Here is a 24,141-nt window from a genome sequence, read left to right on the forward strand (position 1 = left end):
TAACCAGCTAACCAGCTAACCAGCTAACCAGCTAACCAGCTAACCAGCTAACCAGCTAACCAGCTAACCAGCTAACCAGCTAACCAGCTAACCAGCTAACCAGCTAACCAGCTAACCAGCTAACCAGCTAACCAGCCAACCAGCCAACCAGCCAACCAGCCAACCAGCCAACCAGCCAACCAGCCAACCAGCCAACCAGCCAACCAGCCAACCAGCCAACCAGCCAACCACGTCCGAATGAACGACCACACCCACCTTCGCCGTGTTCGCAGCTTCGTTCGCCGCCCCGGCCGCCTGACTGCGGGTCAGCGGCGCGCGCTTGAGGAACTGTTGCCGCGCTACGGCATTGATGAAGACATCACCGACTTGCGCACGGCATTCGAGCGCCCCGCGCCGCTGGTGGTGGAGATCGGCTGCGGCAACGGCCAGGCACTGGCCTGGATGGCCACCCGCGAACCCGAAAAGAACTTTGTCGGCATCGAGGTGCACGAGCCGGGCGTGGGTCGCCTGCTCAACAGCATCGACGAGGCCGGCCTGGCGAACGTCCGAGTGGCCATGCGCGATGCCGTGGAGGTGTTGGCCGCGCAGGTCAGGCCGGCCAGCCTGGATGAGGTTCGCGTCTATTTTCCCGACCCCTGGCCAAAAAAACGCCACCACAAGCGGCGCCTGATCCAGCCCGGGTTTCTGACCACCCTGGTGGAATCAATTCGGCCCGGGGGGTGGCTGCATCTGGCAACCGATTGGCAGCCCTACGCCGAGTGGATGCTGGCGGCCATCGGCGCGGTGCCGCAGCTGAAGCTGGAAGGCAACCCCTTCGTGGCCCGGCCCGGCTGGCGGCCGCAAACGCATTTCGAGCGTCGCGGCCACAGCAAGGGTCACGAAATCGTCGATATCCTCTGCCGGGTCGAGAGCCGCTGAGGCAATAACCGCTGAATCAATAACCGCGATTGAGCAGGCGGCCTGCCAGCCACGCCAGGCCGTCGGTATCGCCGTGGACTGCGCCCAGCGCCCGGCGAGCTTCTGCCGCCAGCTCGTCGATGCGTGCATGCGCGGCCTCGATGCCGAAACGCATCGGCCAGCTGGCTTTCTGGCGACTGGCGTCGCTGGCGCTGGACTTGCCGATGACCTGGGTGTCGCATTCGACCTCGAGCAGGTCGTCGCGAATCTGGAACGCCAGGCCGATGGCGCCGGCGAAGTCCGAAAGGGCTTGGCGCCGGGCGCACGGCAGCTCTGGCACGAGGGCGGCGGGCATCATGACCGCCGCATGGATCAGGGCCCCGGTCTTGCGACGGAACATGTCTTCGACGGCCTCGCGGTCGGGCTGTTTGCCTTCAAAGTGCAGATCCAGCGCCTGACCGCCGGCCATGCCGACGACACCGCAGGCGTGCGCCAGCTGCGCAATCATTCGCTGCGATGCGGCGGCGTCCGGCAATCCTGCCAGGACTTCGAAGGCCAGTGCCTGCAGGGCGTCACCGGCGAGAATCGCCGTCGCCTCGTCGAAAGCCAGGTGCAGGGTTGGCCGGCCGCGACGGAGGTCGTCGTCGTCCATCACCGGCAGATCGTCGTGTACCAGGGAGTAGCAGTGAATCAGTTCCACCGCCATGGCGGGCGCGTCGAGCAAGTGGCCGTCGGTGTCATCCGGTCCGGGCAGGTCCAGGCCGAGCGCCTGCCCGCTGGCGTAGACGAGCAGCGGTCGCAGGCGCTTGCCGCCGCCCATGGCGGCGTAGGTCATGGCTTCGGCAAGCGGCACGTCGCTGCCCGGAAGTGCCTGGAGGCGGCGCTCCAGGCAGGCTTCGAGGCGCCCGGTCAATAGGTCGGTGCGCTCGGAAAAGGCCGCGGCAGACATGCTGTAGATCCGGAGTCGTATCGCGCTTCAGTCAAACGGCCACAGCCGGCGGAAAAAACCGGGATCTTCTTCTTCCAGGGTGAGATCGCCGTAGTTGTGCTCGATCACCCGGCGCGCGTCGGCCGCCAGCTCGGGCAGGTCCAGCTGGCTGTAGGCGCGCGCCATCAGGTCCAGCGCCGAAACGTTGGCCGGCGCCTGCGGATAGGTCTTGATCACGTGTTCGGCCCGGCCAAGCGCGGCGATGTAGGCGCCGCGCCGGAAGTAGTACTCGCCGACCACCACGTCCTGCTCGGCCATGATGTTGCGCAGAAACACCATGCGCTGGCGGGCGTCAGCCACGTAGCGGCTTTCGGGAAAGCGACGCACTAGCTCCTGAAACTCCATGAAGGCCTGGCGCGCCTTGGTCTGGTCACGATCGACCACCTGGCCGGGAAACATCCGGCGCAGAAAACCCATGGCCTGATCGTAGTTGACCAGCCCCTTCAGGTACCAGGCGTAGTCGACGTTGGGATGGGTCGGGTAGGTGCGAATGAAGCGGTCGAGCGTGGTCAGTGCCTGCTCTGAAGCGCCGGCCTTGTACTGGGCAAAACCCATGTCGAGCTGAGCCTGTTCGGCGTGGCGACCGAAGGGGTAGCGCGTGGTCAGCTGCTTGTAGCGCTGAATGGCCTGTGGCCAGGCCTGAGCCTGAAGCGCCTTGTGCGCGCGCTGGTAGAGTTCTTCGGGCGGTATGTCATCGCTGATTTTTTCGCGCGCACAGCCGGCCAGGGCCAGGACCAGTGCGGTCAAAAGCACCACGGTGACGGATAAGGGGCGGCGGGCTGGGGCGGGATTGCGCATAATGTTCTCTGGAAGTCGAAAATAAAGGCACGCTGCGGCGCGTCATTATGCCATCCTGCCGGCCTGCTTGTCGGCTGCTACCGGACACCATGAACATTCGTATCAACAAGGACCTTGTGATCGACGCGGCGCAAGCCGGGCAGCGCCTGGACGCTCTGCTGGCCGGGCTGTGGTCCGACTTTTCCCGCAGCCGCATTGCTGCCTGGATCCGCGGCGGAGAGATTACCGTTGATGGTCGGGTCGTCAAGCCCCGCCAGCGGGTTGCCGGCGGCGAGCGCGTGGTGCTGGCGGCCTGCCTGGAAGCGCATGCCGAACTCGAGCCGCAGGCCATCGAGCTCGAGGTGCTGATCGACGATCCGCATTTTCTGGTCGTGAACAAGGCGGCCGGGCTGGTGGTGCATCCCGGTTCGGGCAACCCGGATGGCACGCTGGTCAACGCGCTGTTGCACTTTGACCCCGGGCTGGCGCCGCTGCCGCGCGCGGGCCTGGTTCACCGTCTTGACAAGGACACCAGCGGCTGTCTTCTGGTGGCGCGTACCACGGCCAGCCATCGGCGCCTGGTGTCCGCCATGAAGCAGCGCGAAATCCAGCGTCGCTATCGCGCTCTGGTCTGGGGCGAGCTGATTGCCGGTGGCTGTGTGGACCAGCCGCTGGGCCGGCACCCGGTCGACCGGCGGCGTCAGGTCGTTCGCCATGACGGCCGGCGCGCGGTGACGCACTATCGGGTGGCGCGGCGGCTCAAGGCTGCGACCTTGTTGAACGTGGCGCTCGAAACCGGGCGGACGCATCAGATTCGCGTCCACATGGCGCACCAGCGCCATCCGATCATTGGTGATCCGCTTTACGGTCGCCGGGGTGCACCAGCCGGGCTGACCGAGGCCCAGCGCGTGGCCTGGCAGAATTTCCCCCGACAGGCGCTGCACGCACACCAGTTGCACTTCGAGCACCCTGAAACCGCAGAGCCGGTGCAGGCAACGGCGCCCGTTCCCAACGACATGCGCGAGTTCATCGAGCTGCTGGCTGGTGATGACGATGATTGAACCAGGCTGGCCGCTTGCCGCCCAGAGGATCGCGGCGTTCACGACCACTCGCGGCGACCGGACGGATGCGGCCTTGGATGTGCTTCCGGCCCAGCCGTGCTGGCTGCGGCAGGTGCACGGCAGCCGGGTCATTGACCTTGCCGACTGGCGTCCGGGCGTCGAGGCCGATGCCGCCTGGAGTGATCGGCCCGGAGAAGTGGTGGTCATTCAGACCGCCGACTGCCTGCCCATTCTGATGGCCGATCGCAATGCCACGTTGGTGGCCGGGATCCACGGCGGCTGGCGTTCGCTGGCCGCGGGCATCATCGGAAAGACGCTGGCGGCGCTGCCGGTCGCCGGCCGGGATCTGTGCGCATGGATTGGTCCGGCCATCTGCGGGCGCTGCTATCAGGTCGGCGGCGAGGTGCGTGAAGCCTTCCTGCGCGACGATGCGGCACTGAAGACAGCCTTCGCGCCCGACGGCGAGCGCTGGCGGGCGGACCTGAAGTGGATCGCGGCGCAGCAGCTGCGCGCGGCCGGCGCCGAGGTGTATGACTGCGATCGCTGCACCTTCGAGGAGTCCGACACGTTCCATTCCTTTCGGCGCGAGGGCAGCACCGGGCGCATGGCGTCGGTGATCTGGCTCGACCGCAATGAGCAATTCACAAGCGCCAGTTTTCAAACAAGAGCCAGTTCTCGATGAGCGAGTGGCGCAAGACATGGTTGCCAGCGGCGTGGGCCCGCGCAGGTTTTGGTCGTTCCCCCGCGGAAGGTTCCCGTCCGATATCGGTTACAATTCTCTCCCGGACCCACTGCAGCACGGTTGCCCGGGCATGACCTCTCTCATATTCGTTACTGGCGGTGTCGTTTCATCGCTGGGCAAAGGTATTTCAGCCGCTTCGCTGGGCTCCATTCTGGAGGCCCGGGGCCTGCGCGTGACCCTGTTGAAACTCGACCCCTACGTCAACGTCGATCCGGGCACGATGAGCCCGTTTCAGCACGGCGAAGTGTTCGTTACCGAGGACGGGGCCGAAACCGATCTCGATCTGGGTCACTACGAGCGCTTCGTGCGCACGCGCATGACCCGGCGCAACAATTTCACCACCGGACGCATCTACGCCAACGTGATCGCCAAGGAGCGCCGCGGCGACTACCTGGGCAAGACCGTGCAGGTCATTCCGCACATCACCGACGAAATCAAGGACTCGGTCAGCCGTGCCATCGAGGGCTATGACGTTGCCCTGATCGAGATCGGCGGTACCGTCGGCGATATCGAGTCGCTGCCCTTCCTCGAGGCCATCCGCCAGCTCGGCAGCGAGTATGGCCGCCAGGCGCTGTTCATGCACCTGACGCTGGTGCCCTATCTGAAGGCGGCCAACGAGATCAAGACCAAGCCGACCCAGCATTCGGTCAAGGAGTTGCGCTCGATCGGCATTCAGCCCGACGTGCTCCTGTGCCGCTGCGAGCGCATGCTTTCCGATGAGGAGCGCAAGAAGATCGCGCTGTTTACCAACGTGCCCCACGACGCGGTGATTTCAGCGGTGGATGTCGACTCCATCTACAAGATTCCGCTGTTCTACCATCGCCAGGGGCTGGATCGTATCGTGCTCGAGCGGCTCGGTATCAAGGCGTCCTCCCCCGACCTGTCGGACTGGGAAGAGGTGGTCGAGCGCCAGACCCGGCCCGAGCACGAGGTCACGGTGGCCATGGTCGGCAAGTACGTTGAATATGCCGATGCCTACAAGTCGCTCAACGAGGCCCTGATGGCCGGCGGCTTTGGTGACTGGGTCAGGGTGAAGATCAAGGGCGTCGAATCCGAGGAGATCGAAGCCAACGGCACGGGCGTTCTGACCGACGCTGACGCCATTCTGGTGCCCGGCGGTTTCGGCGAGCGCGGCTTCGAGGGCAAGATTGCCGCCATTCGATACGCCCGCGAGAACGGCATTCCCTATCTCGGCATCTGTCTGGGCATGCAGGCGGCGGTGGTCGAGTTTGCGCGTAATGTCTGCGGCCTGGCCGGCGCCAACTCCACCGAAGTCGATCCCGAGGCGGAAGACCCGGTGATCGGTCTGATTGCCGAATGGCTGGACGAAAACGGCCAGCGCGAACTGCGGGACGAAAGCGCCGACCTGGGCGGCACCATGCGCCTTGGGGCCCAGCGCTGCAGGCTGACGTCGGGCTCGCTGGCGCGCAAGCTCTACGGCGCCGACGAGGTGGTCGAGCGCCACCGCCACCGCTACGAATTCAACAACGCCTACCGCGAGACACTCGAGGCCAACGGCATGAATCTGGTCGGCTTTTCGGTTGACGACATGCTGGTCGAGGTGGTCGAGCTGCCCGACCATCCCTGGTTCGTGGCCTGCCAGTTTCACCCCGAGTTCACTTCCACGCCGCGCGACGGGCATCCGCTGTTTGCCGGCTTTATCCGCGCGGCGCTGGCGCGGCAGGAAAGGATCGACGGCAAGCCGCGCCAGCCGTTGGAAGCATCATGAGGCTGGCCGGATCCGATATCGGGCTCGACCAGCCCCTGTTTCTGATCGCCGGGCCCGACACGCTCGAGTCCGAACAGATGTGCCTGGATGTCGCTGGCCATCTCGCGGAAGTCACCCAGCGCCTGGGCATTCCCTATGTGTTCAAGGGCTCGTTCGACAAGGCCAACCGTACCTCGGTCAAGAGCTACCGCGGGCCGGGGCTGGAAGAGGGTATGCGCATCCTCGAGGCGGTGCGCTCGCAGGTCGGTGTGCCGGTGCTCACCGACGTGCACGAAGACACCCCGCTCGATGAAGTGGCCGCCGTGGCCGACGTGCTGCAGACCCCGGCGTTTCTGTGCCGCCAGACCAATTTCATCCAGAACGTGGCGCGCGCCGGCAGGCCGGTCAACATCAAGAAGGGGCAGTTTCTCTCGCCCTGGGAGATGAGCAAGGTCGTCGAGAAAGCGCGCGCGGCCGGCAACGACGAACTCATGGTTTGCGAGCGCGGCTACATGTTCGGCTACAACAACCTGGTGGTCGACATGCGCTCGCTGGCGATCATGCGCGAGACCGGCTGCCCGGTGGTTTTCGATGCCACTCACTCGGTGCAGCTGCCGGGTGGGCAGGGCGAGTCATCGGGCGGCATGCGCGAGTTCATTCCCGTGCTCGCCCGCGCTGCCGTGGGCGCCGGCGTGGCCGGCGTGTTCTGCGAAACCCATCCCGAGCCCGAAAAGGCCCTGTGCGACGGCCCCAATTCGATGCACCTGGCGGATATGGAAGCCCTGCTCGAACAACTGGTCGCGATTGATCGGGCGGTCAGGCCGGGGTGAGAAAAAGATAGCATCCAGCCCGCGAGGGAAGGCACGAAGGGCACGCGGGGCTGGAAGCAGTCCGATCAGCACTTCTTTCCTGTCGTCGGGTGCTTCGTGCCCCTCGTCGTGTTCTTCGTGCTGAAAGCTTTTTGATCTGACAAACCCAATCAATACACCATGAAAATCACTCAAGTTCGAGCACTGGAAATTCTGGATTCGCGCGGCAATCCGACGCTGGAGGCCGAGGTGGTCGCCGCGGGCGGCCATGTGGGCCGCGCGGCGGTGCCGTCAGGCGCCTCGACCGGGGCACGCGAGGCCGTGGAGCTGCGCGATGGCGGCGAGCGCTACGGCGGCAAGGGCGTGCGCCAAGCGGTGGCCAGCGTCAACGGCGAGATCGCCGAGGCCGTCAAGGGCATGGATGTCACCGACCAGATCGGTATCGACAACAGGCTCATCGAGCTCGACGGCACCGACAACAAATCGCGCCTGGGCGCCAACGCCCTGCTGGGGGTTTCGCTGGCGGCCGCGCACGCCGCCGCAGCTGCGCAGGACATTGCCCTGTGGCAGTACCTGCTCGCTGCCTCCGGTCAGCAGGCCAGCCTGCCGGTGCCGATGATGAACATTCTCAACGGTGGCGCGCACGCCGACAACCGGGTCGATATTCAGGAATTCATGATCATGCCCACCGGCCTGCCGGATTTTCCCGCTGCGCTGCAGGCCGGCACTGAAATTTTCCACGCGCTCAAGAGCATCCTGCGCCAGCGCGGCCTCAACACCGCGGTGGGCGACGAAGGCGGCTTTGCGCCGGACCTGTCTTCCAACGAGGCCGCGCTCGAGCTGTTGATGACGGCGATTGCCGAGGCCGGATACGAGCCCGGCAACGACGTTCATCTGGCCCTGGACGTGGCCTCCAGCGAGTTCTATCGCGATGGTCAGTATGTGCTCGACGCTGAAGGCCGCGCTTTCGACAGCGCGGGTTTTGCGGAATATCTGGGCGGCCTGGCCGATCGCTACCCGGTGCTTTCCATCGAAGACGGCATGGACGAGGAAGACTGGGGCGGCTGGGCCGAACTGACGCAGCGAATCGGCGGCAAGGTACAGCTGGTGGGTGATGACCTGTTCGTGACCAATACGCGCATTCTGCAGCGCGGCATCGATGAGCATATCGGCAACGCGATCCTGATCAAGCCCAACCAGATCGGCACGCTGTCGGAAACGCTCGACGCCATCACCATGGCGCGCAATGCCGGCTTCGGCACCGTCATCTCGCATCGCTCGGGCGAAACCGAGGATGTCACCATCGCCGACCTGGCGGTGGCCACCGATGCCGGCCAGATCAAGACCGGCTCGCTGTGCCGCTCCGACCGGGTTGCCAAGTACAACCAGCTGCTGCGCATTCATGCGGCGCTGGGCGATGGTGCGCGCTATGATGGCGAGCATGTGTTCTCGCGCTACCTGGCCTGATCGCGACCTTCCGACTCGTAATCGGTTGACACAGAGACGGCCGGCATGAGCCTGCTGGCCGAAATCATCATCTTTCTGATCGCCGCGGTGGTCATGGTGCCGCTGGCGCGCTTTGCCGGTCTGGGGGCCGTGCTCGGCTTTCTCGTCGCCGGAGTGATCATCGGGCCGTGGGGACTGGCCTTGATCGATGATGTCGACACCATCCTGCACTTTTCCGAATTCGGCATCATTCTGCTGCTGTTTCTCATCGGCCTGGAGCTGAAGCCCTCGCGTCTGTGGGTGCTCCGACGCGTGGTTTTCTACGTCGGCTCGATGCAGATGCTGATTACTACGCTGCTGCTGTGGCCGCTGGCCGCCTGGTGGGCCGCCAGCGCTGGTGTCGGGCTGCTGATTGCCATTGTGCTGTCGCTGTCATCGACGGCCATGGGCGTGCAGATTCTGGCCGAACGCAAGCAGCTCGGCGCCGCGCATGGTCGCCAGGCGTTCGGCATTCTGCTGCTGCAGGACATTGCCGTCATCCCCTTGCTGGCCATTCTGCCGCTGCTTGCCGGCGGCAGTGATGATCTGCATTCGGGCTGGTCAATTGCCGTCGGCATCGTGCGCGCTGCGGCGCTGATTGCAGCGCTGATTCTCGCCGGTCGCTTTCTGCTGCGCCCGCTGCTGCGCGCCATTGCCGCCACCGGGGTGCCGGAGGTGTTCGTAGCCATGGATCTGCTGGTGGTGCTTGGCACCGCCGTGCTGGCCGACTACGCGGGATTGAGCATGGCGCTGGGTGCCTTCCTGGCCGGCGTTCTGCTGGCTGATTCGGAGTACCGCCATGAAATTCAGGCCGCGCTCGATCCCTTCAAGGGCCTGCTGCTGGGGTTGTTCTTCATCGCCGTGGGCATGTCGATCGACTTCGGCCGCGTCATGGCTGCACCGCTGACGATCCTTGCGCTGGTGGTGGCGATCATGACCATCAAGCTTGTCGCGCTGCTGCTGGTCGGCCGCCTGGCGCATCTGAAGCGCTCGTCGACCGTGGCTTTGGCGATGGCCTTGCCGCAGGCCGGAGAGTTCGCCTTCATCCTGTTTGCCGTGGCCGTCGACGAGGGCGTGATGGCGCCGGAACTGGTCGCTCAGCTGATCGTGGTCGCCAGCATTTCGATGGCGCTTACGCCGTTGCTCTACATGGCCAATGAGCGGTTTCTGCAGCCGCGCCTGGCGCGCGCCGAGCCCGAACCGGAGCCCGACCCGATTCCTGATGATCACGGCAGCCCGCGCGTGATCATCGCCGGCTTCGGGCGCGTGGGTCAGATCGTCGGGCGGAACCTGTCGATGCTGGGCATTCACTTCACCGCGCTCGACAGCGACCCGGCGCACGTGGAGTTCGTGCGCAAGTTTGGCCATCAGATCTTCTACGGTGACGCCAATCGCCTCGAGGTATTGCGCGCTGCCGGCGTCGGGCGGGCCCGCCTGTTCATCCTGACCATTTCCGATCCCGAACGCTCGATTCGCACCGCCGCCATGGTGCGCCGCTACTTTCCTGAGCTCAGGATTCTGGCGCGGGCGCGCAATCGCGACCACGCCATGGAGCTGCTGGCGCTGGGGGTCGATGAGGTGATTCGTGAAACCTGGCTGTCGAGCCTGGCGATGGCGCGCACGGCGCTGCGTTCCATGGGCGTGCGCCGCGCCGATCACTATGTGGACCGTTTCGCCGAGCACGACGAGGCCACGCTGCGCGAGCAGATCGAGCACCGCGGCGACCACGAGCGCCTGGCGCGCATCGAGCGCAGAAGCCGTGAGCAACTCGAGGAACTGTTCAGTGAAGATCGGCGCCTGCTGCAGGAAGGCAGGGACACGGACTGACGTATTTGATGCACGTCAAGCAATGTCGGCAGGCAAGGCGGTAGACTTGTGCAGCTGATGTCCGTTGTAAATGCAAATCGTTATCAGTAGAATTATCTGCCTGTTTTGCAGTGACTGGAAAACCTCATGCGTCTTTTGATGATTGCCATTGCGCTGGCCCTGCTGACGGCCTGCAGCCCGGATTCCGCGCCGACCGAAAATCCCGCCGCCACGGACGCGACGTCGGCTGATGCGACCGCCCCGACGAGCGACCGCGCCCCATCGCAGGCGGCAACCGAATCGGCAGCCGACAAGCCGACTCGGCTGGTGGTCTATACCTCGCGCCAGCCGCACCTGATCGAACCGCTGTTCGATCGTTATGCCGCTGAAACCGGCATCGACATCGAGTACATCAACGACAGCGAAGCGGCTCTGATCGAACGGCTGGACGCCGAAGAAGACAAGACCGTAGCCGACCTGTTCATGACCGTGGATGCGGGCAATCTGTGGCACGCCGCTGAGCGCGATCTGCTGCAGCCGGTACAATCCGAGGCGCTGAACCGCGCCGTGCCTGCCGCCCTGCGCGACGATCAGGGCCGCTGGTACGGGCTGTCGGTGCGTGCGCGTACCATTGTCTATCATCCTGACCGCGTGGCTGAAAGCGAGCTGTCGACCTACGAAGCGCTGGCCTCGGAAAAGTGGTCGGACCGGCTGTGCCTGCGCACCTCCAAGAAGGTGTATAACCAGTCCCTGGTGGCGATGCTCATCGAGCACCACGGCGAGGAGCGCACCGAGGACATCGTGCGCGGCTGGGTCGACAACCTGGCGACCGGCCCTTTTTCCTCCGACACCCGCCTGATCGAGGCCATGGAGGCCGGCCAGTGTGATGTCGGCATCGTCAACAGCTATTACCTGGGCCGCAAGCTGGCCGAGAACCCCGACTACCCGGTCAAACTGTTCTGGGCCAACCAGGCAACCACCGGCACGCATGTCAATATCTCCGGCGCTGGCGTGACCCGGCATGCGCCGCATCCGGAAGCGGCGCAGGCTCTGCTGGAGTGGCTCGCCTCCAGCGAAGCCCAGAACGAGTTCGCGCAGAACAATCTGGAATTTCCGGTCAACCCCGAGGTGGCTCCGCGCGGCATTGTCCGCGAGTGGGGCGACTTCCGCGCCGACGACACCCCGCTGCAGATTGCCGGCAAACGCCAGGCCCAGGCCGTGCGCCTGATGGATCGTGCCGGCTACCGCTGAAGCTGAACAGTCACGGCTCTGGCCGCGGGCCGATCGGCACTGGCTGATCGGCCCGCTGCTGTTGCTGGTCGGCATCCCGCTGGTGGTGCTGCTGATCAGTTGGGCTCAGCCGCAGCCCGAAACCTGGGAGCACCTTTCCGAATATCTGCTGCCGCGCCTGATTGGCCACACGGCACTGATGATGGTGGTCGTCGGGCTGGGCGTTCTGGTGCTTGGCGTCAGCCTGGCGTGGCTTTCGGCCTGCTGCGAGTATCCGCTGCGGCGCGTGCTCGACCCGATGCTGGTCCTGCCGCTGGCATTTCCCACTTACGTGCTCGCCTTCATCTATCTGGGCATGCTTGACTACGCCGGCCCCGTGCAGACGCTTTGGCGCCACGGGTTCGGCGCCGCCCCGGCACCGATGGAGTTGCTCAGCCGGCCGGTCGGCGTGCTGTTCATCCTGGTTCTCGCCTTCTACCCCTATGTCTACCTGCTCGCGCGTGCGGCCTTTGTCGGTGGCGGGTTGAGCGCCTTCGAGGCTTCGCGCAGTCTGGGGCAGGGGCCGCTGCGCACGTTCTTGCGCATCAGCCTGCCGATGGCCCGCCCGGCCATCGTTGCTGGCCTGGCGCTGGCGCTGATGGAGGCCCTGGCGGACTTCGGTGCGGTCTCGATCTATGGATTCGACACCTTTACCACCGCGATCTACCGAACCTGGCTGGGCATGTTCAATCTCACGGCCGCGGTTCAACTGGCCTCCATTCTGATGCTGTTTGTTCTGCTGCTGCTCGGGGTGGAGCGACTCAGTCGCAGCAGCCGCGTCAGCCAGGCCGAGCGCCGCCCGACCGGGCACCGCATTCGCCTGCACGGCGCTCGTGCCTGGCTGGCAACCGCGCTGCAGCTGGCGGTCCTGCTGGTTGCCGTGGTGCTGCCGTTGATTCAGCTGCTGGTCTGGGCCTGGCCGCAGCTTGGCGAGCTGTTCGATGGCCGGCTGGTACAGGCGGTAGCCAACACCATGGTGCTGGGCCTGGCCGGGGCCCTGGCCGTGGTCTCCGGCGGATTGGTGCTGCTGGCGGCAACCTATCGCGCTTCGCGTCGACAGCAGCTGCTCGGCGAGGTCGCTGCCCTCGGCTACGCCATTCCGGGTACCGTGCTGGCGGTAGCCATCATGCTGGCTTTCCTGAAGTTCGACCGCCTGGCCGGTACCGCTTTGGCCGGCGGCATGACCGCACTGGTTCTGGCCTATCTGATCCGCTTTCTGCGGGTGGCCTGGGGGCCGCTCGACAGCGTCGCCGGGCGTATTCGACCGCGCTATGTCGAGGTGGCGCGCAGCCTGGGCGTACCGCGCTGGTATCGCATCTGGCGGGTCAACATGCCCTTGCTGTGGCCGGGTCTGGTGACCGCCTTTCTGCTCGCCCTGGTTGAGGTGGCCAAGGAAATGCCGGCTACCCTGATGCTGCGGCCCTTCGGCTGGGAAACCCTGGCGGTGCGCATCTACGAGCTGACCGCTGAGGGCCAGTGGCAGCTGGCCGCCCTGCCGGCGCTGCTGCTGGTGGTGCTCGGCGCCATTCCGGTCGCGGTGCTGATCCGGTCGGGCCGAACGCGCGCGATATAATGATCCGCCCACCCTGCGGGGTAAAGGGGATTGACACGGATTGACACGACAAGAGGCACGATTGAGAACATGAGCTTGAAAACTCCGCTTCACGCCGAGCATCTGGAAGCCGGCGGCAAGATGGTCGATTTCGCCGGATGGGAACTGCCCATTCACTACGGTTCACAGATGGAAGAACACAAGGCCGTGCGCGAGTCGGCCGGCATGTTCGATGTGTCCCACATGACCGTCGTTGACATTCAGGGCCGCGGAGCGCGTGATTTTCTGCGACGTCTGCTGGCCAATGATCTGGCCCGCCTGGGAGAAAAGGGCCAGGCGCTGTATGCGTGCATGCTCAATGAAGACGGCGGCGTGATTGACGACCTTCTGACCTACTGGCTCGATGATGAGCTTTTCCGCAGCGTGCTCAACGCGGCCAGACGCGAAGATGATCTCGCCTGGATGCACCGCGTGGCCGCCGACTTTGACGTCGAGATCGTCGAGCGCGATGACCTGGCGATCATCGCCGTACAGGGGCCCGAGGCCCGCGATCAGGTCATCGAGCTGCTGAGCGCCCCCGACGCCGGACAGATCAAGCCTTTCCGCGCCACCAGCCACGGCGATTACTTCATCTCCCGCACCGGCTACACCGGCGAGGACGGATTCGAAGTTCTGCTGCCGGCCGGAGAAGCGCCGGGCTTCTGGCAGGCCCTGGCAAAGGCCGGAATCCGACCCTGCGGCCTCGGCGCACGCGACAGCCTGCGTCTGGAGGCCGGCCTCAACCTTTACGGACAGGACATGGACATCCACACGACTCCGCTGGAGTCGAACCTGGCCTGGACCGTGGCTTTCGAACCCCAGGATCGCGACTTCATCGGTCGCCAGGCACTTGAAGAACAGAAGAAAGCGGGCGAGCTGCGGCAGCTGGTCGGCCTGGTGCTCGGTCGCGGTGGCATTCCGCGCAACGGCGCGGTGGTGCACACCCCGGCCGGCGAGGGGGAAGTAACCAGCGGCGTGTTCGGGCCGTCGACCCAGTGCCCGATCGCGCTTGCGCGCATCCCTGCCGGCGAATTCGACGAAGTCGATATCGAGCTGCGCGGCCGCAAGCTCTCCGCCCGGGTCGTCAAGCCGCCGTTCGTTCGGCAGGGCAAGGTGCGCATCTGAGGTCTTGATCCAGGCATCGCGACCGGCCGGTCGCGATGCCGGCCCGGCTTCGGCACGTTTAAATCAAAGTCAAAGTCAAAGGCGTTCCGCCCGCCTGCTGCGCAGGCTGATGGCGGGTCACTTTTTTCCAGAGCAAAAAAAGTAACCAAAAATTGCTCCTCAACTTCAAAGTCCCACGCTTGATTGTTTCAGGACTCGCGTACTGTGCGGGCTGGCCCCTTCGCGGCGGTGCCTTCGCGAGCATTCCGTCGAAGGATCCGGTGGCCTTGCCGCAATGGGGCGGAGCCGGCACCCGGGCGGCTCGGCTTCGATCATTGGCTTCGGGTAGCGCTGGGATGGCGTCTGGATTCCGGGCTTCGGAATTGGCCTCCCGACGATCTGGGGCAGACTTCCATCTCTATCGCCCCCGTTCCCCACAGCAAGCGCGCGCAACGCGCGCGGTGTAGCCTCCCGAGCACAAGCCCACGATCTATCCCATGGCCACTTTCGGAAACGATCCTGGGCACCACGCGACCCGCCCAAAGAGCTTGCGACGCAAGCCGGGCGGAACGCCTTTGACGTGTCGAAGCCCGCATGGGAAAACTCGGCTGCGAGGGTGAACAGCGGGTATGAAACCGTGAGAAGGCTGCCGGGCCCGGCGGTTCCTGTCAACGCCGTATCGCGATCCGGAGATCGCTCCTACAAAGGCCGGCGCCGGCGTCTTCACTCCACTGCTTCGAAACGGTTTTCCGAGCGATTCTTGCGCACTTTCTTCGGGTCCCAGATGCGGCCGTTCATGGCAATCCAGACGCCCGGCGGCAGCGCCTGTACAGCGCCGACGGCGCAGCCGATGTTGAACATGGCGTCGGAGTCGATGAAACGCGCCGGGTTGAGTGCGCCGGTCATCACGATCACGCGCTCGCCCGTGTCTTCCAGCGCGGCTGCGGTCTCGACCATGGTGTCGGTGCCGTGGGTGATCAGAAAGTGGCGGTCGTCGCTGGTCATCACGGCCTGGCGAACGAGGCTGCGTTCCGGCTCACCCATGTTCAGGGAGTCCTTGCGCATCAGGGCGCGAATTTCCCAGTCGAAGGCCACGTTCATGGCTTCCAGAATGCGTCCGATCTCCGGCTCGCCGATCTGATAGTCGGACTTGTCGTCGTAATAGATCTTGTCGATCGTGCCGCCGGTGGTGAGGATGTTGAGCTTGTTCAAAGCGGGTTCCTGAATGGTCTTTCGGGTGAGTGCAGACAAGCCCGGAATGCACGGGCATTCGAGTAGTATAGCGGCCATGAGAACCGCCCTGAGGAGCGCTTGCCTGCTGTGGATGCTGGCGGCCCTGACCCAGCCGCTGCAGGCGCAGACTGTGGCCGACGAGGTGCTTGCCCTGCACTGGCATCCGGCCACGGCTGATCGCGCTCGCAATCGAACCATGGCAGCGGCCGTCTGGCTGGCACGCGGCGGCGAGGCGGACGACTGGCAGCAGACCGTGGAGGCACTCGCACTGCGGTTCGAGCGGGCGCTGACCCCGGCCGGGCCGGTTCGGGTTTCGCTGGCGGACGGCCTGCTGGCCTGGCTGGCCCAGGAACGCGAGAGCAGCCCTGCCGAGCCGGAACGCGAGTTCCCGGAGCCCGATCCTGCGGCTGCCGGCGAGCTGCTGGACAGAGAGCAGGCGGTCGGCGAGCTGGCGCGCATGCAGGTGGCGGCAGCCTATCAGTCGCCGCGCATCTGGCGCGCGGTAGCCGCCAGCCTGGGCGAACAGGGGCAGGCATCGGTTGCCGCATTCTGGTCGGATCTGGACGCGGGCCTGACGCGCCAACAAGACGAGGGCATGGTCGCCTACGCCCGCGAGCAGGCCGGGCTGTCGCGCCGCCTGTCGCTGGCTGACTCGGCTCCGGCGCGCGCCCGGCTTCGCGATGCCATGCTGCTTGGGCAGGCCCGCCGGGCCTGGGAGACGGGTCAGCCGCTGGATGCGGTCTGGCTGACCTTCGAGGCGCTGGCGCGCTTGACCCAGTTTCAGGTAGCACTGGAAGACCGCAGCGACGCCTGGTTGCAGTGGCTGGGGCAGATCGCCGAGGAGCAGAATGCTGCGCTCCGGCGGGTCGATATCGACCTGCCGGTCGTGCTGGCGCTGCTGACGGATGCGGCCAACCATCTCGTGGCCGTTGACGAGCGCGCCGCCGCGCCCGCCCTGGACGAGCTTGGCGATGCCTATGCCCGGCTGGCCCTGTTCGTTCCGGACCTTGCTTTTTATCTCGATCAGCCGGTGCGTGAGCCGGTCCGGCGCACGCTGGCCGATTGCCGTCCCGACCCTCTTCTTGTCGGCCCCCTGCCGCGTGACCGTTTTGCGCGCTGTGTTCGCAATCTCGCCGCAGTGATGACCGCTCAGCTCGACAGCGAGGAGCTCGTCGGCGGTGGCCAGGGCCCCTTTGCAACGGAGTTCCTGCGTCGTGAGCTGGGCCTGATGAGCTGGCAGCGGGCAGCCTATCTGGACGGTCACCTCAACTGGCTTTTGTCGGCGCAGTGCCCGACACCGCGCTGGGCCAACGCTCTGGAGTGGTCGCTTCTGGCCGATCATCTGGTGCGCTGGGTGTCGCAGCGCCCGGTGTTTTTCAGCGGTAGTGGCTGGCGCGACACGATCGACCGGCTGATGGGGCAGATGCAGTCGCAGACAGCCGAGCGGATCGAGTGGCTTGACTGCCTGACCGGTCGCGGCGACAGCCGGCGTGATCCGGTCGAGCGCCTGCTGGCACGCCACGCCACGGCGCTGGATGAGGTCGCCGGGCTGCTGGAGCAGGCGCGCGCGGCATTTTACGAAAGCCATACCCGGCCGGGTGCCGATATTGAACTCGATGGCCTGGCCGATCAGGTGACCGCCTATCAGCCGCAGGATCTTTTCATCGGCCCCTGCCCCGGAGCCAACACCTGTGGGGCCCGCATACAGCTGCCCGTTTCCCGCGCGCTGCTCGGGCAGTTTCCCAACAGCTACCTGCTGGCTGATCAGGTTGGCATGGGCGAGCTGGGCCTTTGCTACGATCGGGTACGCTGGGTGGAGCGCAGCATGGCGCCGGCGCCCGGGCAAGCCAGCGGCATTGCCAACTACCACGGCAAGCTCGGCTTCGATCTGGTCGGTACCTTTCGCGGCAACAACGAGGTCAGCACGGTGTTTCGTTATCGTCTGACCGACAGTGAAACGCGGCACTACCTGTTTGCCGCCAGCGACGAGGCCACGCTGGCGCAGAATTGCCCCATTGATCAGATCGGCCGCTCGGTGGCCAGCAGCCTGGCGCAGGGGCATACCGGCCTGGTGCCCAATCGCCTGACCTATTTCGTGAGCGCGCCGACCACGCCGGAGGCGCAGATGCAGGCCAACTGGGACCGTGGCGCCGAGTGGCGTGACTGGTTTGTCACCGGGCGCGGTGTGGAGCACATCGAGAAGGTTGATCCGGCCGAGATGCAGGTCGCAGTCCGAGCGCACCTGGCTCACCTGGTCGCGCAGCGTGAGCGCCAACTGTTGGCACCGCTGATCAACCCGCCGCGCAGCGGCGACGAGAACCCGCTGGTTCAGGCGATGGCGCGGGCTGCCGATTCAGCGGCGCTGCTGCGGCGCGTGCTGGAGCTGCACTATCCCCGAGTCATCCGACAGCATGCGCCGGTTCGCGCCATGCTGGCCGGCGAGTCCGGTCTGATGACCCGTGACCGGGTACGCCTGATGCGCGACGCCGGCGTGGTGGCCAGCGACATGCCGCAGCTGGGGCAAGAACGTGCTCAGGCCCTGCGCGATGCCTGGATGGCGCTGCCCGAAGCCCTGCGTGAACGCGGGCAGCGCGCGCCGGAGATTGACTACAGCCTGGAGCGGCTGGCCGAGCTTCAGCGCCGGATGGCGCCATGAGCCCTCAGGGCTTCGACGTGTTTCGCTTGCGCCCGAAGCGCAGCGCCGACATCGCCGTGAAGTAGACCCCGACCAGCAGCACCTGGGCAACGGCCGGAATTCTTGCTGCCGGGCTGGCCCAGGCTTCGGCCACGGCCAGGCAGAAATGCACCAGCAGCAGACAGCCAGTGACCACCAGCCCGGTCTTGTTTGCGCGCCATACAAACGGCAGCGCCAGCAGTAGCGGCAACCCCAGCGCCACGATGGCGACCCAGGGTGGCAGCAGCTGCGGTGGCGCCAGCCAGCCGAACCAGATTGGCTGCAGCACGATCAGCCCGACCAGGCTCCAGCGACAGGTGCCCGGCCCGATCAACTGTGCGCTCCTAGCCGGGTGGCCACTTCGGCCAGCCGGCGGCCCAGCGCCCGGCACAGGCGGCGCTCGTCGTCGTCCAGATCAAGGTCGGAATCAACACCGGCCACGTGGCTGGGTCCGTAGGGCGTACCGCCGCTTCGGGTATGCGTGAGCTCCGGCAGCGTGTAGGGCAGGCCCAGAACCATCATGCCGTGGTGCAGCAGCGGCACCATCATGCTCAGCAGCGTGGCCTCCTGGCCGCCGTGCATGGTGGCCGTCGAGGTGAACACGCCGGCGGGCTTGCCGACCAGCGTGCCCGAGAACCATTCGCCGGCGGTGCCGTCGAGAAAGTACTTCAGGGCTGCGGCCATGTTGCCAAAGCGCGTCGGGCTGCCCAGCGCCAGGCCATGGCATTCGGCCAGGTCTTCACGGCTGACGAACGCCGGCCCGCTGGCGTGGATTTCGCGTGCCGGCGCGTCGGCGGTTGCCACTGGCGGCACGGTACGCAGGCGGGCCTGGCAGCCGTCGACCGACTCCACACCGCGCGCGATCTCGCGCGCCATGTTGTGCGTGTTGCCGTGTACGGAATGAAAAAGCACCAGAATCTCGGTCACGGCAGAATCTCTTCGATGGCTTCGGGTGGACGGCCCAGGCGCGCTTGCTCGCCATGCACCACGATCGGTCGCTGCAACAGCCGCGGGTGCGAGCAGATCGCTGCGATCAGCGCGGCATCGTCGAGTGCCTCGTCGTCCAGCCCCAGCTGCTTGTATTCCGGCTCGCCGCTGCGCATGATCTCGCGGATCGGGACGCCCAGCTGTTGAGTGATACGCTTGAGCTCATCCGGCGAGGGCGTCTGCTCAAGATACTCGATGATCCGGGGCTCGATGCCGTGATCGCGAATCAGCGCCAGTGCCTGGCGGCTCTTGGAACAACGTGGATTGTGATAGATCCTGGTGGACATGAATTCATCCAAGTCTCGACACGAAGGGAAGGGTAGCGTACCCGTTCAGTCCGGGGTGTCAACGCAGACATCCCGCGGCTGGCCTGCCAGCCTGATCGACAGCGGCTGGCTGCGCGCGTTCGGCGCTCACTTGTGGCGACATTTTCGCGACGATCGCTCGCTCGAGGCGGCCGCCGCCCTGAGTTACACCAGCTTGCTGGCTGTGGTGCCGCTGATGGCGGTCATGCTGGGCGTGATTTCTGCTTTCCCGGTGTTTGACCAGTGGGCCAATGAGGTCGAGAGCTATGTCTTCACCAACTTTGTGCCGGCGGCCGGTGACGCGGTACAGGAACATCTCAATCAGTTCGTGGAGCGCACAGCCGAGCTGACCGGCGCCGGCACCCTGTTTCTCATCGTGACCGCCCTGCTGCTGATGTCCACCATCGAGCGCAGCCTCAACCGCATCTGGCGGGTGCCCAGGCCGCGCGGCATCATCGGCAGGCTGCTCACCTACTGGTCGGTGCTGACCCTCGGCCCGCTGCTGATGGGGGCTTCGCTGGTGCTGACCTCCTATCTGGCCGCCGTGCCCGCGCTTGCACCTGAAGCGGTCCGCAGCGCCATGCAGGCGCTGTTTCTCAACCTCGCGCCGTTTCTGGTCGCGCTGATCGGCTTTACGCTCGTCTTCATGGTGGTGCCCCACCGTCGGGTGTTGCTGCGCCACGCGCTGGCCGGCGCCTTTTTGTCGGCGCTGTTGTTCGAGCTGGCCAAGCACGGCTTCGTGCTCTATTTGACGCACTTTCCAACCTATGAAAAGCTTTACGGTGCGCTCGCTGCGGTGCCGATCTTTCTGGTCTGGATCTACGTCTCCTGGGTGGTGGTGCTTCTGGGCGCCAGCGTGGCTGCCGCGCTGACCACCTTCAACTACCGCAGCAGCGAATGGCACTGGTCGAGCCGCCACGAGCTGGTGCTGGCGCTGCGGCTGCTGGGTCACTTCTGGCATGCGCAACGACAGGGGCGTGTTCTGTCGCAGGCCGATTTGCTGGCGCGCGAGCGTGCCGCCGGAGACGCGCAGATCGGGCGCATCCTCGACTGGTTCCACCGCGCTGGCTTCATCCATCCCGACGACAGTGGCGACTGGCTGCTGTCGACCGATCTGGAAGATGTCACCCTGGCACAGCTCTACCGCGCCGGGCCGTTCATACTGCCGATTGGCGAGCTGCAGTCGATTCCGATCGACAGTCACTGGGATCGCGCGCTGGTCAACTGCCTGGAGTCGATCGACGTGGTCGGTGCTCCGGCCCTGAATCGGTCGATCAAGGCGCTGCTCAAGTTCCAGCCGGAAGATGCTTCATGAAGCCTTCCAGGCTTTCGGCAGCGGCACTTGCGGGTGCTGACGGTGGCCGGGGCGGCCAGCGGGTGCACGACAAAATGATAACGCAGAGGATGGGTATTCATGACTGAAACACGAAAGTGGCTGGTGAGCGGACGCGTTCAGGGCGTCTCATTTCGCGCATCGACGCGCCGGCAGGCCGAACCGCTGGGTCTGTCCGGACATGCCGTGAATCTGCCCGACGGCCGCGTGGAAGTTGTTGCTGCCGGTCCGGTTTCGGCGCTCGAAGAGCTCGAGGCCTGGCTTGCCCATGGCCCACCGGCGGCGCGCGTCGACGAACTGGTGCGGACCGCAGCGCCCGCGAACGTGCCTGCGGGTTTCACCACCGGCTGAAGCGTGTTGCCGCGCCGGGTTCAGAACAGGCTGGTCTGGCGCACCGGGCGAAAGCTGGTTCGGTGGATGGGGCAGGGGCCGTGTTGTTCCAGCGCGGCCAGATGCGCCGCCGTGGGGTAGCCCTTGTGGCGGTCGAAACCATACTGGGGCCAGCGCGCATGCACGGCGAGCATCAGTTCATCCCGGTGCACCTTGGCCAGGATGCTGGCCGCAGAAATGGCGCGATCGATGCGGTCGCCGCCGATCACGGCCTGGGCAGGCCAGGGCAGCGGCGGGGCGCGGTTGCCGTCGACTCGCACCAGCACGGGCTCAAGCGCGAGCGCGTCGAGCGCCTGGCGCATGGCCAGAAAAGTGGCCTGGAGGATATTCACCCGATCGATTTCAGCCGGCTCGACCACGCCCAGCCCCCAGCTCAGCGCCCGCTCGCGGATGATCTCGGCCAGCGCCTCGCGCCGCCGGGGGCTGAGTTGCTTGGAGTCGGCCAGGCCATTGATGGGCCGTCGGCGCTCCAGAACCACCGCGGCGGCCACAACCGGGCCGGCCAGGGGGCCGCGGCCGGCTTCGTCGACGCCGGCAATCGGTCCGCTGCAGATATCAGCGCCGATCATGGTCAATCAACTCCAGCAGGGCACGAGCGGCGTTCTCACCGGCACCGGCGGCAAGTTCGTTGCGGCAGCCGGCGGCGGCCTGTCGATAGGCATCGAGGCGGGCCGGATCGTCGATCCAGGCCAGCGCTTCGCGACCCAGCGCCTCGGGGCGTGCCTGTGCCTGCACGAACTCCGGCACCAGGGCGCATCCCTGGAGAATATTGGGCAGGGCGATGAACTGCGAGCGTACCAGGCGCAGACCGCGCAGCAGCCAGTAGGTGGGCGCTGCCAGGCGGTAATAAGCCACCAGCGGACATTCGAGCAGAAAGGCTTCAAGCGTGGCCGTGCCCGAAGCCGATATCGCGGCGTCGGCCGCGGCCAGGCCGGCACGCGTGCGCTCGCAGACCAGCTGCACCCCGGCCCTGGCCAGCTCCGGCCCGGCGAGCGCCTGCACCTGATCGCGCTGAGCCGCGCGCGCCAGCAGCATGGTCAGCTTCAGGTCCGGGCGCTGTTGTCGCAGCCACAGGGCGGTCTCCGCCAGCAGGCGGGCATGGTTTTCGATCTCGCCGCGCCGGCTGCCGGGAAGCAGGGCAATGTGAGCGCCGCGTTGCCGGTCGGCGCGCTGCTGGCGCTGCAACAGCAGCGGCGAGGCTGCAATGTCGTCGGCCAGCGGGTGGCCGACGAAACAGCTATTGAGGCCGTGGGCACGAAACAGCGCGGGCTCGAAGGGAAACAGTGTCAGCAGCAGATCGGTGGCGCGCGCCACCGAGGCGGCTCGGCCGGGGCGCCAGGCCCAGACGGTCGGGGCCACGTAATGCACCGTGCGCTGCCCGCGGCGCTTGAGCTGGCGCGCGAGGCCCTGGTTGAAGTCCGGAGCATCGATGCCGACGAACGCGTCCGGCTGCCAGGCCAGGATCCGGTGTCTGAGCGTGCGGCGGAAGCGGAACAGCCGCGGCAGGTGGCGCAGCACCTCGGTCAGGCCCATGACGTTGAGCTCGTCGAGATCGAACCAGGTGTCGACGCCTGCGGCGCGCATGCCCTCGCCGGTCACGCCGGCCAGCTCGATATCGGGCCGCTGCTCGCGCAGGTGTCGGGCGAGGCTGGTTCCCAGAGTGTCTCCGGAGGCTTCGCCGGCGACCAGCACGATCCGCGGAGGGCGGTCGTTCATGCTGGCAGTTTCAGCGCAGCAAGCCGCGCTGGCTGCTTTCGATCGACGCGATCATCAGCTCCAGCTCGGGCTGCTCGCCCGCGCGTGCGCGCAGTTCGTTGACGGCCTCTTCGCGCGGCAGGCCCTTGCGGTAGATCAGGCGGTAGGCCTCGCGAATGTTGCGAATCTGCGCGCTGTTGTAGCCGCGGCGCTTGAGCCCTTCGGCGTTGATGCCCCGCGGTCGCGGCGGCTGCCCGGAAACCATCACGTAGGCAGGAACGTCCAGGTTGACGCCGCCGTACATGCCCAGAAAAGCGTGCGCGCCGATACGGCAGAACTGATGGGCGCCGGAGTAGCCGGCGAAGATCACCCAGTCACCAACGATCACGTGGCCGGCCAGGGTGGCGCCATTGGCAAAGGTGGTGTGCGAGCCCACCTGGCAGTCGTGGGCGATGTGGCAGTAGGCCATCAGCCAGTTGTCGTCGCCGATGCGGGTCACGCCAACGTCGTCGGAGGTGCCGCGGTTGATGGTCACATACTCGCGTATGGTGTTGTCACGGCCGATCTCCACGGCGGTGTCTTCGCCGTCGTATTTCTTGTCCTGTGGAGCTTCACCGATGGACGCAAACTGGTAGATGCGGCAGTTGCTGCCGATGCTGGTGCGCCCGCCGATGACAACATGCGGCCCGATCCAGCAGCCGTCGCCGATGACGGCCTGTGGCCCGATGACGCTGTAGGCGCCAATGGCGACATCGCTGCCGATCTGCGCGCCTTCTTCGATGATGGCGGTGCGGTGGATCATGGCGTCGGGTCGGGACGTGCGGCGCACAGGAGCTCGGCGCTGGCGACCGGCTTGTCGTCCACCAGCGTGGTGGCTTCATAGATGCCCATATTGCGCATCAGCCGTTTTTCGGTAACCTCGAAGATCAGCTGATCGCCGGGCACGACAACCCGGGTGAATCGGGCCTTGTCGATCTTGACCAGATAGTAGAGCCGGTTGTCACCGCCGGTCGCCGCGCGCGCCAGATGCGCCAGGCAGCCGGCGGCCTGAGCCATGGCCTCGAGCAGCAGCACGCCGGGCATGACCGGGTGCCCCGGAAAGTGACCCTGAAAGAAGGGTTCGTTGATGCTGACATTCTTCAGTGCCCGGATGCGCGGCGGTTTGTCGAGCGTGTATTCCAGCACCCGATCGACCAGCAAGAAAGGGTAGCGGTGGGGCAACAGTTCAAGAATTTTCTCGATGTCTACCTGCGGGGAGTCATTCATTGTTTGATGGCTTTGTCGTTC

Annotated in this window: 23 protein-coding genes; 13 read left to right on the forward strand and 10 right to left on the reverse strand. The window is 65.8% G+C overall.

The window, feature by feature from the left end:
* The first annotated feature begins 237 nt into the window (after positions 1-237).
* Positions 238-918: a tRNA (guanosine(46)-N7)-methyltransferase TrmB gene (gene trmB, locus ACEWQ0_RS00295; protein WP_476482771.1), complete on the forward strand. Its 681-nt coding sequence runs from the start codon at positions 238-240 to the stop codon at positions 916-918.
* A gap of 16 nt (positions 919-934) precedes the next feature.
* Here trmB and ACEWQ0_RS00300 read toward each other — a convergent pair whose 3' ends face one another.
* Both ACEWQ0_RS00300 and ACEWQ0_RS00305 read right to left on the reverse strand, forming a co-directional pair.
* Positions 935-1,846 (reverse strand): polyprenyl synthetase family protein, encoded by a 912-nt coding sequence (locus ACEWQ0_RS00300; RefSeq protein WP_476484143.1) that lies wholly within the window; start codon positions 1,844-1,846, stop codon positions 935-937.
* 27 nt (positions 1,847-1,873) lie between these two features.
* A complete protein-coding gene (locus tag ACEWQ0_RS00305; protein WP_476484144.1) occupies positions 1,874-2,683 on the reverse strand; it encodes an outer membrane protein assembly factor BamD in 810 nt (269 codons plus the stop codon).
* Positions 2,684-2,772: 89 nt separating this feature from the next.
* On the opposite strand from ACEWQ0_RS00305, the gene rluD reads away from it, so the two are divergent.
* The 9 genes from rluD to gcvT all read left to right on the forward strand — a co-directional run bounded on the left by rluD (position 2,773) and on the right by gcvT (position 14,258).
* On the forward strand, positions 2,773-3,723 hold the full coding sequence (gene rluD, locus ACEWQ0_RS00310; protein ID WP_476484145.1) for a 23S rRNA pseudouridine(1911/1915/1917) synthase RluD: 951 nt from the start codon (positions 2,773-2,775) through the stop codon (positions 3,721-3,723).
* Entirely contained in the window at positions 3,716-4,405 is a 690-nt protein-coding gene (gene pgeF, locus ACEWQ0_RS00315) for a peptidoglycan editing factor PgeF (RefSeq protein WP_476484146.1), read from the forward strand. Before rluD ends, pgeF begins: the two co-directional genes overlap by 8 nt.
* A 130-nt stretch (positions 4,406-4,535) precedes the next feature.
* On the forward strand, positions 4,536-6,194 hold the full coding sequence (locus ACEWQ0_RS00320; protein WP_476482766.1) for a CTP synthase: 1,659 nt from the start codon (positions 4,536-4,538) through the stop codon (positions 6,192-6,194).
* Positions 6,191-7,003: a 3-deoxy-8-phosphooctulonate synthase gene (gene kdsA / locus ACEWQ0_RS00325; protein ID WP_476484147.1), complete on the forward strand. Its 813-nt coding sequence runs from the start codon at positions 6,191-6,193 to the stop codon at positions 7,001-7,003. The genes ACEWQ0_RS00320 and kdsA overlap by 4 nt, the downstream gene beginning before the upstream one ends.
* A gap of 159 nt (positions 7,004-7,162) precedes the next feature.
* Complete coding sequence (gene eno / locus ACEWQ0_RS00330; RefSeq protein ID WP_476482764.1) at positions 7,163-8,449, forward strand: phosphopyruvate hydratase; 1,287 nt, start codon at positions 7,163-7,165, stop codon at positions 8,447-8,449.
* 45 nt (positions 8,450-8,494) lie between these two features.
* Positions 8,495-10,294 carry a monovalent cation:proton antiporter-2 (CPA2) family protein gene (locus tag ACEWQ0_RS00335; RefSeq protein ID WP_476484148.1) on the forward strand — a complete coding sequence of 600 codons (1,800 nt, stop codon included), beginning with the start codon at positions 8,495-8,497 and terminating at the stop codon, positions 10,292-10,294.
* A 126-nt stretch (positions 10,295-10,420) separates the two neighbouring features.
* On the forward strand, positions 10,421-11,524 hold the full coding sequence (locus ACEWQ0_RS00340; RefSeq protein WP_476484149.1) for an extracellular solute-binding protein: 1,104 nt from the start codon (positions 10,421-10,423) through the stop codon (positions 11,522-11,524).
* Positions 11,508-13,115: an ABC transporter permease gene (locus ACEWQ0_RS00345; RefSeq protein ID WP_476482761.1), complete on the forward strand. Its 1,608-nt coding sequence runs from the start codon at positions 11,508-11,510 to the stop codon at positions 13,113-13,115. The genes ACEWQ0_RS00340 and ACEWQ0_RS00345 overlap by 17 nt, the downstream gene beginning before the upstream one ends.
* A gap of 69 nt (positions 13,116-13,184) precedes the next feature.
* A complete protein-coding gene (gcvT, locus tag ACEWQ0_RS00350) occupies positions 13,185-14,258 on the forward strand; it encodes a glycine cleavage system aminomethyltransferase GcvT (protein ID WP_476482760.1) in 1,074 nt (357 codons plus the stop codon).
* Positions 14,259-14,960: 702 nt separating this feature from the next.
* Here gcvT and ACEWQ0_RS00355 read toward each other — a convergent pair.
* Complete coding sequence (locus ACEWQ0_RS00355) at positions 14,961-15,449, reverse strand: asparaginase domain-containing protein (protein ID WP_476482759.1); 489 nt, start codon at positions 15,447-15,449, stop codon at positions 14,961-14,963.
* Between the two features lie 76 nt (positions 15,450-15,525).
* On the opposite strand from ACEWQ0_RS00355, the gene ACEWQ0_RS00360 reads away from it, so the two are divergent.
* Entirely contained in the window at positions 15,526-18,126 is a 2,601-nt protein-coding gene (locus tag ACEWQ0_RS00360) for a hypothetical protein (RefSeq protein WP_476484150.1), read from the forward strand.
* 4 nt (positions 18,127-18,130) lie between these two features.
* On the opposite strand, the gene ACEWQ0_RS00365 is transcribed toward ACEWQ0_RS00360, so the two are convergent.
* Genes ACEWQ0_RS00365 through arsC form a run of 3 tightly spaced genes read right to left on the reverse strand, consistent with a single transcriptional unit; the run spans position 18,131 to position 19,418 of the window.
* A complete protein-coding gene (locus ACEWQ0_RS00365) occupies positions 18,131-18,478 on the reverse strand; it encodes a DUF2069 domain-containing protein (RefSeq protein ID WP_476482757.1) in 348 nt (115 codons plus the stop codon).
* Positions 18,475-19,071 (reverse strand): NAD(P)H:quinone oxidoreductase, encoded by a 597-nt coding sequence (gene wrbA, locus ACEWQ0_RS00370; protein ID WP_476482756.1) that lies wholly within the window; start codon positions 19,069-19,071, stop codon positions 18,475-18,477. Before wrbA ends, ACEWQ0_RS00365 begins: the two co-directional genes overlap by 4 nt.
* Positions 19,068-19,418 (reverse strand): arsenate reductase (glutaredoxin), encoded by a 351-nt coding sequence (gene arsC / locus ACEWQ0_RS00375; protein ID WP_476484151.1) that lies wholly within the window; start codon positions 19,416-19,418, stop codon positions 19,068-19,070. The genes wrbA and arsC overlap by 4 nt, the downstream gene beginning before the upstream one ends.
* A gap of 55 nt (positions 19,419-19,473) precedes the next feature.
* On the opposite strand from arsC, the gene ACEWQ0_RS00380 reads away from it, so the two are divergent.
* Together ACEWQ0_RS00380 and ACEWQ0_RS00385 are read left to right on the forward strand one after the other, a co-directional pair.
* Positions 19,474-20,751, forward strand: coding sequence for a virulence factor BrkB family protein (locus ACEWQ0_RS00380; RefSeq protein ID WP_476482754.1), 1,278 nt, complete (start codon positions 19,474-19,476; stop codon positions 20,749-20,751).
* A gap of 99 nt (positions 20,752-20,850) precedes the next feature.
* Positions 20,851-21,120 (forward strand): acylphosphatase, encoded by a 270-nt coding sequence (locus ACEWQ0_RS00385; protein WP_476482753.1) that lies wholly within the window; start codon positions 20,851-20,853, stop codon positions 21,118-21,120.
* Between the two features lie 20 nt (positions 21,121-21,140).
* On the opposite strand, the gene rnhB is transcribed toward ACEWQ0_RS00385, so the two are convergent.
* The 4 genes from rnhB to fabZ are packed head-to-tail and all read right to left on the reverse strand — an operon-like array spanning position 21,141 to position 24,120.
* A complete protein-coding gene (rnhB, locus tag ACEWQ0_RS00390; RefSeq protein ID WP_476482752.1) occupies positions 21,141-21,728 on the reverse strand; it encodes a ribonuclease HII in 588 nt (195 codons plus the stop codon).
* Positions 21,715-22,875 carry a lipid-A-disaccharide synthase gene (gene lpxB / locus ACEWQ0_RS00395; protein WP_476482751.1) on the reverse strand — a complete coding sequence of 387 codons (1,161 nt, stop codon included), beginning with the start codon at positions 22,873-22,875 and terminating at the stop codon, positions 21,715-21,717. The genes rnhB and lpxB overlap by 14 nt, the downstream gene beginning before the upstream one ends.
* A 10-nt stretch (positions 22,876-22,885) precedes the next feature.
* Positions 22,886-23,656 (reverse strand): acyl-ACP--UDP-N-acetylglucosamine O-acyltransferase, encoded by a 771-nt coding sequence (lpxA, locus tag ACEWQ0_RS00400; protein ID WP_476482750.1) that lies wholly within the window; start codon positions 23,654-23,656, stop codon positions 22,886-22,888.
* Positions 23,653-24,120: a 3-hydroxyacyl-ACP dehydratase FabZ gene (fabZ, locus tag ACEWQ0_RS00405; RefSeq protein ID WP_476482749.1), complete on the reverse strand. Its 468-nt coding sequence runs from the start codon at positions 24,118-24,120 to the stop codon at positions 23,653-23,655. The genes lpxA and fabZ overlap by 4 nt, the downstream gene beginning before the upstream one ends.
* Between the last annotated feature and the right edge of the window lie 21 nt (positions 24,121-24,141).

This window comes from Wenzhouxiangella sp. YN9, from assembly GCF_056324165.1.

Coding starts and splice junctions, on each gene's coding strand:
- trmB (WP_476482771.1), top strand. CDS start 238: ATGAACGACCACACCCACCTTCGCCGTGTTCGCAGCTTCGTTCGCCGC.
- ACEWQ0_RS00300 (WP_476484143.1), bottom strand. CDS start 1,846: ATGTCTGCCGCGGCCTTTTCCGAGCGCACCGACCTATTGACCGGGCGC.
- ACEWQ0_RS00305 (WP_476484144.1), bottom strand. CDS start 2,683: ATGCGCAATCCCGCCCCAGCCCGCCGCCCCTTATCCGTCACCGTGGTG.
- rluD (WP_476484145.1), top strand. CDS start 2,773: ATGAACATTCGTATCAACAAGGACCTTGTGATCGACGCGGCGCAAGCC.
- pgeF (WP_476484146.1), top strand. CDS start 3,716: ATGATTGAACCAGGCTGGCCGCTTGCCGCCCAGAGGATCGCGGCGTTC.
- ACEWQ0_RS00320 (WP_476482766.1), top strand. CDS start 4,536: ATGACCTCTCTCATATTCGTTACTGGCGGTGTCGTTTCATCGCTGGGC.
- kdsA (WP_476484147.1), top strand. CDS start 6,191: ATGAGGCTGGCCGGATCCGATATCGGGCTCGACCAGCCCCTGTTTCTG.
- eno (WP_476482764.1), top strand. CDS start 7,163: ATGAAAATCACTCAAGTTCGAGCACTGGAAATTCTGGATTCGCGCGGC.
- ACEWQ0_RS00335 (WP_476484148.1), top strand. CDS start 8,495: ATGAGCCTGCTGGCCGAAATCATCATCTTTCTGATCGCCGCGGTGGTC.
- ACEWQ0_RS00340 (WP_476484149.1), top strand. CDS start 10,421: ATGCGTCTTTTGATGATTGCCATTGCGCTGGCCCTGCTGACGGCCTGC.
- gcvT (WP_476482760.1), top strand. CDS start 13,185: ATGAGCTTGAAAACTCCGCTTCACGCCGAGCATCTGGAAGCCGGCGGC.
- ACEWQ0_RS00360 (WP_476484150.1), top strand. CDS start 15,526: ATGAGAACCGCCCTGAGGAGCGCTTGCCTGCTGTGGATGCTGGCGGCC.
- arsC (WP_476484151.1), bottom strand. CDS start 19,418: ATGTCCACCAGGATCTATCACAATCCACGTTGTTCCAAGAGCCGCCAG.
- ACEWQ0_RS00385 (WP_476482753.1), top strand. CDS start 20,851: ATGACTGAAACACGAAAGTGGCTGGTGAGCGGACGCGTTCAGGGCGTC.
- rnhB (WP_476482752.1), bottom strand. CDS start 21,728: ATGATCGGCGCTGATATCTGCAGCGGACCGATTGCCGGCGTCGACGAA.
- lpxB (WP_476482751.1), bottom strand. CDS start 22,875: ATGAACGACCGCCCTCCGCGGATCGTGCTGGTCGCCGGCGAAGCCTCC.
- lpxA (WP_476482750.1), bottom strand. CDS start 23,656: ATGATCCACCGCACCGCCATCATCGAAGAAGGCGCGCAGATCGGCAGC.
- fabZ (WP_476482749.1), bottom strand. CDS start 24,120: ATGAATGACTCCCCGCAGGTAGACATCGAGAAAATTCTTGAACTGTTG.